Here is a 12,498-nt window from a genome sequence, read left to right on the forward strand (position 1 = left end):
GCGTGAACGGGAAATTGCCGCAATAATAACAAATGCGGCCCGGGTCTGTTGGCGGCATAGTGCAGGTGTCAATTGTCTGCTTTGATCCCTTCGTGGCCGCTGACCGCTCCTGCACACGATCTGCACGGATTCCTGTGGGAGCGGTCAGCGGCCGCGAACAGGCTTGATACCTTCGCCAGAGCCAGGAACCACCCCATGTTCAGCAAGCCGTCGAACACTTCCGAACCGGATTTCTTCCTGCCCGAGCTTTGCCTGCCCCAGGCATTGTTGATGCTGATCGTGCTGGCGCAGCTGTTGGTGTTCGTACTGGTGCTGGCCGAACCCATGAACCCAGGCTTCAACTGGGTGCGCCTTGCCCTCACTTCGCTGTTCGTGCAATGGATCGTGCTGCTCTCGGCTGCCTTGCTCTGCGCCCTGCGACCCTGGCTGGCGCGCCTGCGCCCAGGTATGGCGGGTGGTTTGTGCTGCGCCCTGGTGGTGGGCCTGACCCTGGCGGGCACGGCGGTGATCGACTACTTCCAGCTGGGCGGGCTCGATACGCCCACTGTGGAGGTCAACCGATACCTGCGCCACGCCCTGATCGGGCTGATCATGTCGGCCCTGCTGCTGCGCTACTTCTACCTGCAAAGCCAGTGGCGGCGCCAGCAACAGGCCGAATTGCAGTCGCGTATCCAGGCCTTGCAGGCGCGCATTCGCCCGCACTTCCTGTTCAACAGCTTGAACAGCATCGCCAGCCTGGTGGTCAGCGATCCGGTCAAGGCCGAGCAGGCGGTGCTCAATCTGTCCGACCTGTTTCGTGCCAGTCTGGCCCAGCCCAACAGCCTGGTGATGTGGCGTGATGAGGTGGAGTTGGCCAAACGTTATTTATCGATTGAGCAATATCGTCTCGGCGAGCGTCTACAGTTGCACTGGAGGATCGAAACAATCCCGGATGATCTGCCGATCCCCCAACTTACTTTGCAACCATTGTTGGAGAATGCGCTGGTACATGGCATCGCCCCATTGATTTCGGGCGGGGTGGTCAGCGTGGAGGCCGACTACAAAGGGGGAGAGTTCATATTGACCATCAGCAATCCCTACCAAGAGGCCGCCACGGCGCAGGCGTCGGGCGGAACCCAGCAGGCGCTGGCAAACATTGGCGCTCGACTTGCGGCACTTTTCGGTCCGCGCGCAAGTCTTAGCGTGAATCGCCGTGACGGTCGTCACTTCACTTGTCTACGTTATCCATGTGCGAGACTCACGCAGGAATCCAGCGCTCTATGAATGTCCTGATCGTTGATGACGAACCCCTTGCCCGCGAACGTTTGAGCCGACTGGTTGGCGAGCTCGAGGGCTACCATGTGCTCGAACCCGGCGCCAGCAATGGCGAAGAAGCCTTGAGCATGATCGAGGCACAGAAGCCGGACGTAGTCCTGCTCGACATTCGCATGCCTGGCCTGGATGGCCTGCAAGTCGCCGCCAGGCTGTGCGAGCGTGACACGCCGCCAGCAGTGGTGTTTTGCACCGCTCATGACGAGTTTGCCCTGGATGCCTTCCAGGTCAGTGCCGTGGGTTATCTGGTCAAGCCGGTGCGCTCCGAGCATCTGCTCGAAGCGTTGAAGAAAGCGGAAAAACCCAACCGAGTGCAACTGGCCGCCTTGACACGTCCGGCGGCCGAAGCCGGGACCGGTCCGCGCAGCCATATCAGCGCGCGAACCCGCAAAGGCATCGAGTTGATCCCGCTCGATCAGGTGATCTATTTCATTGCCGACCACAAGTACGTGACCTTGCGCCATGAGGGTGGAGAGGTCTTGCTCGATGAACCGCTCAAGGCGTTGGAAGACGAGTTCGGCGATCGCTTCGTGCGTATCCATCGCAACGCCCTGGTGGCCCGCGAGCGCATCGAGCGCTTGCAGCGCACGCCCCTGGGTCACTTTCAGCTCTATCTGAAGGGGCTCAACGGCGACGCGCTGATCGTCAGCCGACGCCATGTGGCCGGCGTGCGCAAGATGATGCAGCACCTCTAGCCTTCATCAGGCCTGCCCAGCCCGCCGGGTTGGGCGCGGCCTGCCGCACAGCTGGTATCATCGTCCGCTAATCTTCATACGGATCGATTCATGCCCATTCGCGAAATCCGCATCGCCACCCGTAAAAGCGCGCTCGCTCTGTGGCAGGCCGAATACGTCAAGGCCCGCCTGGAGCAGGCGCATGCCGATCTGCAGGTCACCCTGGTGCCGATGGTCAGTCGTGGCGACAAGCTGCTCGACTCACCCTTGTCGAAGATCGGCGGCAAGGGGTTGTTCGTCAAGGAACTGGAAAACGCCCTGCTCGAAAACACGGCGGACATCGCCGTGCACTCGATGAAAGACGTGCCGATGGACTTCCCCGAAGGGCTGGGGCTGTATTGCATCTGCGAGCGCGAAGACCCTCGCGACGCTTTCGTTTCCAACGCCTGGGACAGCCTGGAGGCACTGCCGCCCGGCAGCATCGTCGGCACTTCCAGCCTGCGCCGCCAGACCCAGCTGCTGGCGCGTCGCCCCGACCTGCAGATCCGCTTCCTGCGCGGCAACGTCAACACCCGCCTGGCCAAGCTCGATGCCGGTGAATACGATGCGATCATTCTGGCCGCTGCCGGCCTGATCCGCTTGGGCTTCGAAGAGCGCATCACTACCAGCATCAGCGTCGAGGACAGCCTGCCCGCCGGCGGCCAAGGCGCGGTTGGCATCGAGTGCAGGACCGGCGACAGCGAAATCCATGCCTTGCTCGGGCCGTTGCACCATCGCGACACCGAGTTCCGCGTCGCCGCCGAGCGCGCCCTGAACAAACACCTCAACGGTGGCTGCCAGGTGCCCATCGCCTGTTACGCCGTGCTCGAAGGGGAGCAGATCTGGCTGCGCGGCCTGGTGGGCGACCCGGCTGGTCAGCGCCTGCTACATGCTCAGGCACGCGCGCCGCTGGCCGATGCGCAACAGTTGGGCGTACAGGTGGCTGAAGCCTTGCTGGAGCAGGGCGCCGACGACATCTTGCGTGCGGTGTACGGCGAGGCGGGTCATCCTTGAACCCGTGGCGAGTGCTGCTGACGCGACCTTGGGATGAGTGTGCGCTGCAAACCCAGACGCTGCTGGAACAGGGTGTGTTCGCGGCGAGCCTGCCGTTGCTGGCGATCGAGCCGTTGCCGGTCACCGAGAGCCAGCGACAGGTCTTGGCTCATCTGCATCGATACGATGCCGTGATCGTCGTCAGCAAACCCGCCGCGCGCCTGATGCTCGACCGTGCGCCCACCCACCTCGGCACGACGGCGTGGTTCAGCGTGGGCGCCGGCACGGCAGCCGTTCTTGAGCAGCGCGGGCTGCACGTGACGTATCCTGAAACAGGAGACGATAGCGAAGCCTTGCTGAATCTGGCCCAATTGCGCGCCGCGTTGGCCAGCCCCGATCCGCGAGTGCTGATCATCCGTGGCGAAGGCGGACGCGAGGCTCTGGCCGAGCACTTGCGTGAGCAGGGCGCGACGGTGGAGTATCTGCAACTGTATCGACGCAGTGTCCCGGCCTACCCGCCGGGTGCGCTGGCGTCACGTATCGCATCGGAACGCTTGAACGCCTTGGTGGTCAGCAGTGGGCAGGGTTTTCAACACTTGCACCAATTGGCAGGCGAGCAGTGGTCGGTGATCCGTGCCCTGCCGTTGTTCGTGCCCAGCCCGCGGGTAGCTGCGCTGGCGCGTGAAGCCGGTGCCGTGAATGTTGTGGATTGCCGGGGTGCCAGTACCTCGGCGTTGCTGGCGGCGCTGCACACGCAGGCCGCACCCAGATCGTAAGGCGCGACCGCCAGCAAGGCGAGCGCGCCCCTATGCAAAGGATGGACACGTGAGCGAAACAGCCTTGCCCAAAGACGAACCGCAGAGCGTCCCCAAGACGCCTTTCGAACAGCCAGCCGCCGTGCCCCCACAGCGCTCGGCCAATGGCAACGGCTTGGCGATCATCGCGCTGCTGCTTGCCGCCGCTGGCCTGGCCGCTGCAGGCTGGGGCGTGTGGCAGGTGCGCACGCTGACTGCCGGCCATCAGCAGCAATCGCGGGTGATCGAAGGGCTGGCCACGCAGACGCTGACGCTGGAACACAACGAAAGGCAACTCAGTGCCGATCTGGCGCAGTTGCCCGACGCCAACGAACTCGAAGACCGCCATCGCCTGCTTGCCCAAGTGCAGGGCGATCAGCAGCGCCTGAGCCAGCGTCTGGAAACCGTGCTGGGCGCCAGCCGCAAGGACTGGCGACTGGCCGAAGCGGAGCATCTGCTGCGTCTGGCCAGCCTGCGCCTTTCTGCCCTGCAGGACGTCACCAGCGCCAAGGCACTGGTACAGGGCGCCGACGAGATCCTGCGCGAGCAGGACGACCCGCAGGCCTTCGCCGCACGCGAACAACTGACCCGCAGCCTGGCGTCGCTGCAAGGCACTACCCAGCCCGATCGCACCGGGTTGTTCCTGCAACTGAGTGCCTTGCGCGAGCAGGCCACGCAGTTGACGGCGCTGGCGCCCGAGTTCCAGGCAGCCGCGGAAGCTGCGCAAGGCAACTCGCCAGAAGGCGAGACCCGCTGGCGCCAGTGGTGGAACAAGATTTCCGGTTTCTTCCGGGTCGACTTCAGCCCCGATAACAGCATCCGGCCGCTCCTGGCCGGGCAGAGCCTGAGCCAGGTCCGTCTGGCCTTGAGCCTGGCGCTGGAGCAGGCCCAGTGGGCCGCGCTCAATGGTCAGGGCAAGGTCTATACACAAGCGCTGGACGATGCCCGCAGTATTCTCGTAGCAGGCTTCAATCGCGAGAATGGCCCTACCCAGGCCATGATCGAACAGTTGACCGCACTCAAGAATCAGCCGGTTTCGGTTACCACACCTGATCTGGATGCCAGCCTCAACGCCATCCAGGCCTACCTGCAGCATCGCCATACACCGGTCGAAGGCCTGCAGAAGTCGAACGAAGCAGCGCCAGCCGCTGTGGAGAGCCAACCATGAAACGGTTCTACGTGATCCTGTTTCTGGTGATTGCCGCCATGGTCGGCCTCGGCCTGGCCGTGGCCAAACACCCCGGCTATGTATTGATCGACTACCCCCATGTGATGCGCTACGAGTCGGGCCTGTGGACCACGCTGCTGGCCTTGCTGGTTCTGGTCTTGCTGGCGTTCGTCGTCTACCTGCTGATCAGCGTCGTGGTGAGCTCCGGCCGCGTGGTCAATCCGTGGTCGGGGCGCAATCGCAATCGCCGCGTGCAGACGTCCATCGAGAAGGGCCAGCTGGACCTCGCCGAGGGGCGCTGGGCCAGTGCCCAGAAGCACCTCCAGCACGCGGCCGAACATGAACGCCAGCCACTGCTGTATTACCTCGGCGCAGCACGCGCGGCCAATGAACAGGGCCGCTACGAAGACAGCGATAATCTGCTCGAACGGGCGCTGGCGCGTCAGCCACAAGCGGAATTGGCGATCGCCTTGAACCATGCTCAATTGCAGAGCGATCGCGGCGACAGCGACGGTTCGCTGCAGACCCTGCAGGCCATGCACGAACGTCATCCGCGCAACGTGCAGGTGCTGCGTCAGCTGCAGCGTGTGCACCAGCAGCGTGGAGACTGGCCAGCGGTGGTCAAACTGCTGCCACAACTGCGCAAGGACAAGGCCCTGCCGGCGGCCGAACTCGCCGAGCTCGAGCGGCGTGCCTGGGGCGAGAACCTGAGTGTGGCCGCGCACGCGCCCGTTCAGGAGAAGGGGCAGGGTGAGGCAGGACCGGCTGCGCTGGAGCGCGCCTGGCAGGCACTCAACTCGGCACAGCGCCAGGAGCCTGCATTGGTGCTTGCCTATGCCGAGCAACTGCGTCGGATCGGCGCGCAAGCTCAGGCTGAGGAAGTGCTACGAACTGCGCAGAAACGTCAGTACGACACGCACCTGGCTCGCCTTTACGGCCTGGTGATTGGCAATGACCCTGCGCGCCAACTGCAGACTGCCGAAGGCTGGCTCAAGCAGCATGCTGACGACGCCGGGTTGTTGTTGACCCTGGGTCGTCTGTGCCTGCAGAACCGCTTGTGGGGCAAGGCCCGCGACTATCTGGAAAGCAGCCTGCGCCTGCAGCGCAGCCCCGAAACCTGCGCGGAACTCGCACGCCTGCTCGCACAGCTGGGCGATACCGAACGCAGCAATCAGTTGTTTCAAGAAGGCCTCGGGCTGCTCGACGAACGTTTGCTGTCTGCACCTCTGCCCACTTCGGTGCGCACGCTCTGAGCTCCTTTGGCGTGTAGAACCTGACTGCTCTGCCGCTCTGCCGCTCTGCTCTCGTACCGACGCCGGGAGCGGAGGCAAGCGCCAGCGAAACCGGCGCTTGGCGCAACATCCCCCGCGATTAAACGCTTGTATGAACTTTATCCGATGCGTACCTTGATGCCATAGGCGCACGGGCATAATCTCCCCCTGCATGTACATCGACATTCGCCGTCACAGACCGCGAATCGGTCCGAGCCCTGCTTCCTGTCGTACAGGAGCGCGAAGCCGGGCATGACCCACAAGGGAAGCACTCATCATGTTGGAAAGTTGCCAGAATGCCCAGGAACGTTGGGGCGGAGTTCACCTGCTGATCGATCGCTGGCTGCAGGAGCGCAATGAGCTGATCAAGGCGTTCGATGCATTGGGCGACACGCCCCAGGCCCTGGTCGAAGATCGCAAGAGGCTGCAGGATTTCTGCGGCTTGCTGGTCGACTACACATCGGCCGGCCATTTCGAAATCTACGAACAGTTGACCGACGAAGCCAAGGCGTTCAATGACAAGCGTGGCCTGGAACTGGCCGACACGATCTGGCCACGCATTGACGAAATCACCCAGAAAGCGCTCGACTTCAACGATTACTGCGACAAGGGCGACTGTTCCGATGCCGCCGTCATTCTGGACAAGCTCAAGGAGCTGGGCCGGTTGTTGCACGAGCGCTTCGAGCTCGAAGACTGCCTGATCGAGGTCTTGCACAACGCCCACAAGGAAGAGTCCGTCGCCCAGGCGTGACCGTCGCTCGACGCGGCCCTAAGGGGCCGTGGCCAGCAGATGAATGTCGAACGTCAGCGGTGTATTGGGTGGAATCAAGGCACCGGCGCCGTCTGTTCCATAGGCGTGGGCCGATGCGATCACCACATGCCACTTCGCGCCGACCGGCATCTGCGGCAACACCGCACGCCAGCCTTCGATGACGCTGTCCAGGCGAAACCACTGCGGTTGTTTGCTTTGGTCGAACACGCTGCCGTCGGGCAGCTTTCCCACGTATTGAACCTGCACACGTCCATCGGCTGTGGCAGGGGCTCCTGCGCCAGGTTCCAGCACGGTTACCAGAATCCCGTCGGCTATCTCCCGCACCCCGGCCTTGGCGCGTTCGCCGGCCATGAAGCGGCGCTCGGCGGCCAGCGCCTGTTCCGTATCGGCTGATTCGTCAGGCTTGTCCGCCTTGTCCGCCTGTGCCTGGTACTGAGCCAGCAATTGGCCGATGCGCTCATCGCTCAACGCCAGCGGCTCTTGTCGATAGGCCTGCTGCAAGCCCTTGAGCAGGGCGTCGAGCTGAAGGCCGGGGGCGTCCTGGCGCAGGCGTTCCCCCAGGCTGGCGCCCACACTGTAGGCCAGGTCGCGGGCACCGTCCGGCGCAGCTTGCGCCGCCTGGGCGTGTGCGTGCGGCAGGGCCAGGGATAACGGCACCAGGGACAACGACAACAGCAGGCGAGGCAACATCACATTCTCCAGGACAAGACACGGCGAGCATGGACCGATTATGCCACCGACCAGGAAACCGGGCCTTGCGGGACGCAATCAACATGTTCTGGCGGCTCTACAGCCACAGGTCTAGTATGAGCCTCTACCCATCGGCCAGGAGGTAACCCATGTCGGCTAACAAGAAGCCCGTAAACACCCCGTTGCATTTGCTTCAACAGCTTTCCGGCAGTTTGCTCGAGCACCTCGAAAGTGCATGTTCCCAGGCCTTGGCCGATGCTGAAAAACTGCTCGCCAAGCTCGAGAAGCAGCGCGGCAAGGCTCAGGAAAAACTGCACAAGTCGCGCACCAAGGTGCAGGACGCCGCCGCCGCCGGCAAGAAAAAGAAGCAAGCCAAGGCGCACGACTCGGTGAGCGAACTCGAACAACTGCTCGACGAGCTCAAGGACCGCCAGGCCGAAACCCGCGCCTACATCGTCGAGCTCAAGCGCGACGCCCAGGAAAGCCTGAAGCTGGCCGCCGGTGTCGGGCGCGTTCAGGAAGCGGCGAGCAAGGCAATCGAAACCCGTTCGACCAAGCCCAAGGCAACCCCTGTGGCCGCAGCCAAGTCAGCCAGCCCGGCAGCCAAGCCTGCCGCTCGCACGCCTGCCAAGAGCACCCCAGCCGGGTCGACTGCACGTGCTGCCGCAAAGCCTGCAACCAGCAAAACCACCCGTGTAGCTGCCGCAGCCACTGCAAGCAAGCCCGCGGTTTCCCGCAGCACTACGCGCAAGGCTCTCGCGGCCCCGGGCGCAGCGGTCAAGCCGCAAGCCAAGGCACCCGCCAAGCTGGCCGCGCGGCCCGCCAGAAAGCCCGCAGCCGCCAAGTCGCTTGCCGCAGCCGTGCATTCGAGTGCGACCGAGTCCGGTGCTCCCGCCACTGGCGCTCAGGACGACAAAGGCGGCGCATCCTCGAGCGAAGCCTGAGTCTCCCTGGCTGCCACGCCCAGCACTTGTAACGCCGCGCTCGAGCGCGCGGCCGTTGCCGGTAGCAAGGTGGGCAGCCAGGTCATGCCGGAATGTTCCTTGGCGAGGGGCCAGGGTGCGGCCTCATCGCGCAGGCGCTGCAGCAACTGGCGTTCGGCGTTCAGTTCCAGCGCTTTGACCGATTCGCGCAGGTGCATCAGCTCAGGGTCTTGCACGGCCTGGGCTCGCCATTGCTGGCGCAATTCGCGCAAGGGCCGTACGACGTCCTCGTGCCAAGGCGTGGCGATCGCCTCCAGCAGCGTCGCCCGTTCGCACGTGCAAGCCACGCCTCTGGCATCCAGCCAGGCACCGCACAGCAGCAGGCATACGTTGGCGCCATTCGCCTGCAACTCCAGGCACGCGGCCTCCACGCCGGGTCGGGCATACAGGTCCAGGGCAAACTCCCACAACTCATCATGCATCGTGCTACTCGCGCCAGTGGGCAAGGAAGCTGGTAGACTTCGCCGCCATTATGATCCGACTTCAGAACCTCACTTTACAGCGTGGCCCGCAGCGTCTGCTAGAAGACGCCGAGCTGACCCTGCACGCCGGTCAGAAAGCCGGCCTCATCGGTGCCAACGGTGCCGGTAAATCCAGCCTGTTCGCCTTGCTGCGCGGCGAGCTTGCGCCCGACTCCGGCAATTGCTACCTGCCCGCCGATTGGCGTATCGCCCACATGCGCCAGGAAGTCGATACCCTCGAACGCATTGCGGTCGACTACGTACTCGATGGCGATGTGCGTCTGCGCGAAGTGCAGCAGGCACTGGCGGACGCCGAGGCCACGCAGGATGGCGCGGCCCAGGCACGTCTGCATGCCGAGCTCGACAGCGCCGATGGCTATACTGCGGACGCACGTGCACGCAAGCTGCTGGCCGGGCTGGGTTTCAGCAACGAGCAGATGGACCGTCAGGTCGGTGATTTTTCCGGTGGCTGGCGGATGCGCCTGAGCCTGGCTCAGGCCTTGATGTGCCCGTCCGACCTGCTGCTGCTCGACGAACCGACCAACCACCTGGATCTCGACGCCATCCTGTGGCTCGAGGACTGGCTCAAGGGCTATCCCGGCACCCTGCTGTTGATCTCCCACGACCGCGACTTCCTCGACGAAGTCGTCGACCATGTGGCACACGTCGAACAGCAGAAGCTGACCTTGTACCGTGGTGGCTACAGCGCTTTCGAACGTGCCCGCGCCGAACGCCTGGCACAGCAGCAGCAAGCGTACGAGAAGCAGCAAGTGCAGCGTGCGCACATGGAGAAGTACATTGCGCGCTTCAAGGCCCAGGCCACCAAGGCGCGTCAGGCGCAGAGCCGGATCAAGGCCCTGGAGCGCATGGAAGAGCTGTCGGCAGCACACGTCGATTCGCCCTTCGACTTCGTGTTCCGCGAATCGGTGAAGATTTCCAGCCCCTTGCTCGACCTGTCCGAAGGTCGGCTGGGCTACGGCGAAACGGCCGTGCTGGAGAAGGTCAAGCTGCAACTGGCGCCCGGTGCGCGCATTGGCCTGTTGGGCCCCAATGGCGCGGGCAAGTCGACCCTGATCAAGAACCTCGCCGGCGAGCTCACGCCCATCGGCGGGCGCCTGGTACGTGGCGAGAACCTGGTGGTGGGCTATTTCGCCCAGCACCAGCTGGATTCCCTGGACAGCAAGGCCAGCCCGTTGCTGCATTTGCAACGGCTGGCGCCGGGCGAGCGTGAGCAGGTGCTGCGCGACTTCCTCGGTGGTTTCGATTTCCGCGGCGCGCGCATCGATGAACCGGTGCTGAATTTCTCCGGGGGCGAAAAGGCCCGCCTGGCGCTGGCGTTGATTGCCTGGGAACGGCCCAACCTGTTGCTGCTCGACGAACCGACCAACCACCTCGACCTGGAGATGCGCCTGGCCCTGACCATGGCCCTGCAGGAGTTCAGTGGCGCGGTGCTGGTGGTGTCCCACGACCGGCATCTGCTCAAGAGCACCACCGACGATTTCCTGTTGGTTGCCGATGGCAAGGTCGAGCCGTTCGATGGCGATCTGGACGACTACGCGCGCTGGCTGGTGGATTATCGCCAGCGCCATGCGCCAGTCAGCAATACCCCGGTCAACCTCGACAAGACCGATAAGAAAGCCCAACGGCAGGCCGCCGCCTCACTGCGTCAGCAACTGGCACCGCACAAGCGCCAGGCCGACAAGCTGGAACGCGACCTTGGCGAGGTTCACGAGAAGCTGGCGAAGATCGAAGCCGCCTTGTCCGACAGTGCGCTCTACGAGGCCGCGCGCAAGGATGAACTGCGCGACCAGCTTGCCCAACAGGCCAAGCTCAAAGTGCGCGAGGGTGAGCTGGAAGAGCAGTGGATGGAAGCGCTGGAACTGCTCGAAGACATGCAGGCGCAACTCGAGGCATTGGCCTGATACTGGGGCTTGATGCCGAGCTGCCTGCACGGGCCCATAGCCAAATTCGCTGCGCCGTTTTACCTTAGGCTGTCCCTATTCGAGCGTCGAGGTCCGTATGCTGCTGGAAACCTGGTTGGCCTTTTTGGTGGCGTGCTGGATCATCAGTCTTTCGCCGGGGGCCGGAGCTATCGCGTCCATGTCCAGTGGCTTGCAGCACGGTTTCCTGCGCGGCTACTGGAATGCGATCGGCCTGCAGTTGGGCCTGCTTCTGCAAATTGCGATCATTGCGGCTGGCGTCGGGGCCGTGCTCGCGGCGTCGGCCACGGCGTTCCAGGCGATCAAGTGGTTTGGCGTGCTCTATCTGCTCTATCTTGCGTTCAAGCAATGGCGTGCATTGCCTGCCGACATCGGTGAGGAAGCGGGGCAAAAGCCGGCTGGCAAGGCATCGAGCCTGGTGCTGCGTGGTTTTCTGGTGAACGTCGGCAACCCCAAGGCGCTGGTATTCATGCTGGCGGTATTGCCGCAATTCATCAATCCGCACGCGCCACTGCTGGTTCAATACCTGACCATTGCAGCGACCATGGTGACTGTGGACCTGATCGTCATGGCCGGCTATACCGGGCTGGCGGCGAAGGTGCTGCGGCTTCTGCGCACGCCGCGCCAGCAGCAGCGCATGAACCGCACGTTCGCCGGCTTGTTCGTGGCGGCGGCGACCCTGCTTGCTACGCTGCGGCGGGTGCCTGCCTGAGATCGGCGGTCAGGCCTGGGTGAGTTCGATCACCCGGTCCACCAGCTTGTTGATGCCGGCGGCGGCTTCGCTGATGGTCTTGGCGCTCATGTAGGCGGGGGTGCTGACCAGCTTGCGGGCGGTGTCCTCGACGATCTCGGTCACTTCGCATTCCTGGTGAGTGCCACCCATCTTCTCGATGGCCTGCGCGGTTTCGGCATCGGTGCCGATGGTGCAGGTCACGCCGGGACCGTAGATTTTTGCCGCCAGCGCCGGTGAGATGCAGATCAGACCAACCGGCTTGCGCGCTTCGGCGAAGGCCTCGGCCAGTGCCTGCACTTGCAGGTTGACCGAGCAGGCAGCGCCGTCGCTGGCGAAGGAGGACAGATTCTTTGCCGCGCCGAATCCGCCTGGAACGATCAAGGCATCGAAGTCGTCGGCGTTGGCCAGGGCGATGTCCTTGACCTCGCCACGGGCGATCCGCGCCGATTCCACCAGCACGTTGCGCGACTCGGGCATTTCCTCGCCGTTCAAGTGGTTGATCACATGCTTCTGGGCAACGTCGGGCGCGAAGCACTGCACTTCGCAGCCGCGCTGGTCCAGGCGCAGCAAGGTGATCACGCATTCCTGGATTTCGCTGCCGTCATAGACGCCACAGCCAGAAAGGATCACCGCGATTTTCTTGGTCATGTCGAACTCCGATTGTGGCCA

At 63.7% G+C, this 12,498-nt stretch carries 13 protein-coding genes; 10 read left to right on the plus strand and 3 right to left on the minus strand.

Going from position 1 to position 12,498, the window contains the following annotated elements; all coding sequences use genetic code 11:
* Positions 1–195 precede the first annotated feature (195 nt).
* The 7 genes from IFT98_RS15425 to rsd all read left to right on the plus strand — a co-directional run bounded on the left by IFT98_RS15425 (position 196) and on the right by rsd (position 7,001).
* Positions 196–1,263 (plus strand): sensor histidine kinase, encoded by a 1,068-nt coding sequence (locus IFT98_RS15425; RefSeq protein ID WP_192050116.1) that lies wholly within the window; start codon positions 196–198, stop codon positions 1,261–1,263.
* On the plus strand, positions 1,260–2,006 hold the full coding sequence (locus IFT98_RS15430; protein ID WP_122479920.1) for a LytR/AlgR family response regulator transcription factor: 747 nt from the start codon (positions 1,260–1,262) through the stop codon (positions 2,004–2,006). The genes IFT98_RS15425 and IFT98_RS15430 overlap by 4 nt, the downstream gene beginning before the upstream one ends.
* Before the next feature lie 90 nt (positions 2,007–2,096).
* Complete coding sequence (hemC, locus tag IFT98_RS15435) at positions 2,097–3,038, plus strand: hydroxymethylbilane synthase (RefSeq protein ID WP_192050115.1); 942 nt, start codon at positions 2,097–2,099, stop codon at positions 3,036–3,038.
* Positions 3,035–3,793, plus strand: a complete 759-nt coding sequence (locus tag IFT98_RS15440) for a uroporphyrinogen-III synthase (protein ID WP_192050113.1) — start codon at positions 3,035–3,037, stop codon at positions 3,791–3,793. Before hemC ends, IFT98_RS15440 begins: the two co-directional genes overlap by 4 nt.
* Before the next feature lie 49 nt (positions 3,794–3,842).
* Positions 3,843–4,979: a uroporphyrinogen-III C-methyltransferase gene (locus IFT98_RS15445; RefSeq protein ID WP_342214172.1), complete on the plus strand. Its 1,137-nt coding sequence runs from the start codon at positions 3,843–3,845 to the stop codon at positions 4,977–4,979.
* Positions 4,976–6,232, plus strand: a complete 1,257-nt coding sequence (locus IFT98_RS15450; protein ID WP_192050109.1) for a heme biosynthesis HemY N-terminal domain-containing protein — start codon at positions 4,976–4,978, stop codon at positions 6,230–6,232. Before IFT98_RS15445 ends, IFT98_RS15450 begins: the two co-directional genes overlap by 4 nt.
* 295 nt (positions 6,233–6,527) lie before the next feature.
* Positions 6,528–7,001: a sigma D regulator gene (gene rsd, locus IFT98_RS15455; protein ID WP_122479915.1), complete on the plus strand. Its 474-nt coding sequence runs from the start codon at positions 6,528–6,530 to the stop codon at positions 6,999–7,001.
* Positions 7,002–7,019: 18 nt separating this feature from the next.
* Here rsd and IFT98_RS15460 read toward each other — a convergent pair whose 3' ends face one another.
* Entirely contained in the window at positions 7,020–7,712 is a 693-nt protein-coding gene (locus IFT98_RS15460; protein ID WP_192050107.1) for an FKBP-type peptidyl-prolyl cis-trans isomerase, read from the minus strand.
* Between the two features lie 149 nt (positions 7,713–7,861).
* Between IFT98_RS15460 and IFT98_RS15465 the strand changes: the two genes are divergently transcribed.
* Positions 7,862–8,656, plus strand: a complete 795-nt coding sequence (locus IFT98_RS15465; protein WP_192050105.1) for an AlgP family protein — start codon at positions 7,862–7,864, stop codon at positions 8,654–8,656.
* On the opposite strand, the gene IFT98_RS15470 is transcribed toward IFT98_RS15465, so the two are convergent.
* Positions 8,617–9,117 carry a TIGR02444 family protein gene (locus IFT98_RS15470; protein WP_192050103.1) on the minus strand — a complete coding sequence of 167 codons (501 nt, stop codon included), beginning with the start codon at positions 9,115–9,117 and terminating at the stop codon, positions 8,617–8,619. The genes IFT98_RS15465 and IFT98_RS15470 overlap by 40 nt on opposite strands.
* 50 nt (positions 9,118–9,167) lie before the next feature.
* Between IFT98_RS15470 and IFT98_RS15475 the strand changes: the two genes are divergently transcribed.
* Positions 9,168–11,078, plus strand: coding sequence for an ATP-binding cassette domain-containing protein (locus IFT98_RS15475; RefSeq protein ID WP_192050101.1), 1,911 nt, complete (start codon positions 9,168–9,170; stop codon positions 11,076–11,078).
* A 97-nt stretch (positions 11,079–11,175) separates the two neighbouring features.
* The gene (locus tag IFT98_RS15480; protein ID WP_192050099.1) at positions 11,176–11,808 is read left to right on the plus strand and encodes a LysE family transporter; all 633 of its coding nucleotides are present in this window, start codon (positions 11,176–11,178) and stop codon (positions 11,806–11,808) included.
* Positions 11,809–11,817: 9 nt separating this feature from the next.
* On the opposite strand, the gene elbB is transcribed toward IFT98_RS15480, so the two are convergent.
* The gene (gene elbB, locus IFT98_RS15485; protein WP_192050097.1) at positions 11,818–12,477 is read right to left on the minus strand and encodes an isoprenoid biosynthesis glyoxalase ElbB; all 660 of its coding nucleotides are present in this window, start codon (positions 12,475–12,477) and stop codon (positions 11,818–11,820) included.
* Between the last annotated feature and the right edge of the window lie 21 nt (positions 12,478–12,498).

The organism is Pseudomonas sp. CFBP 8770 (assembly GCF_014841705.1).
Taxonomy (GTDB): domain Bacteria; phylum Pseudomonadota; class Gammaproteobacteria; order Pseudomonadales; family Pseudomonadaceae; genus Aquipseudomonas.

Excerpts from the sequence above, each read along its gene's own strand:
- hemC (WP_192050115.1), top strand. The coding sequence starts at position 2,097 with ATGCCCATTCGCGAAATCCGCATCGCCACCCGTAAAAGCGCGCTCGCT.
- IFT98_RS15430 (WP_122479920.1), top strand. The coding sequence starts at position 1,260 with ATGAATGTCCTGATCGTTGATGACGAACCCCTTGCCCGCGAACGTTTG.
- IFT98_RS15450 (WP_192050109.1), top strand. The coding sequence starts at position 4,976 with ATGAAACGGTTCTACGTGATCCTGTTTCTGGTGATTGCCGCCATGGTC.
- rsd (WP_122479915.1), top strand. The coding sequence starts at position 6,528 with ATGTTGGAAAGTTGCCAGAATGCCCAGGAACGTTGGGGCGGAGTTCAC.
- IFT98_RS15470 (WP_192050103.1), bottom strand. The coding sequence starts at position 9,117 with ATGCATGATGAGTTGTGGGAGTTTGCCCTGGACCTGTATGCCCGACCC.
- elbB (WP_192050097.1), bottom strand. The coding sequence starts at position 12,477 with ATGACCAAGAAAATCGCGGTGATCCTTTCTGGCTGTGGCGTCTATGAC.
- IFT98_RS15475 (WP_192050101.1), top strand. The coding sequence starts at position 9,168 with ATGATCCGACTTCAGAACCTCACTTTACAGCGTGGCCCGCAGCGTCTG.
- IFT98_RS15480 (WP_192050099.1), top strand. The coding sequence starts at position 11,176 with ATGCTGCTGGAAACCTGGTTGGCCTTTTTGGTGGCGTGCTGGATCATC.
- IFT98_RS15465 (WP_192050105.1), top strand. The coding sequence starts at position 7,862 with ATGTCGGCTAACAAGAAGCCCGTAAACACCCCGTTGCATTTGCTTCAA.
- IFT98_RS15460 (WP_192050107.1), bottom strand. The coding sequence starts at position 7,712 with ATGTTGCCTCGCCTGCTGTTGTCGTTGTCCCTGGTGCCGTTATCCCTG.
- IFT98_RS15425 (WP_192050116.1), top strand. The coding sequence starts at position 196 with ATGTTCAGCAAGCCGTCGAACACTTCCGAACCGGATTTCTTCCTGCCC.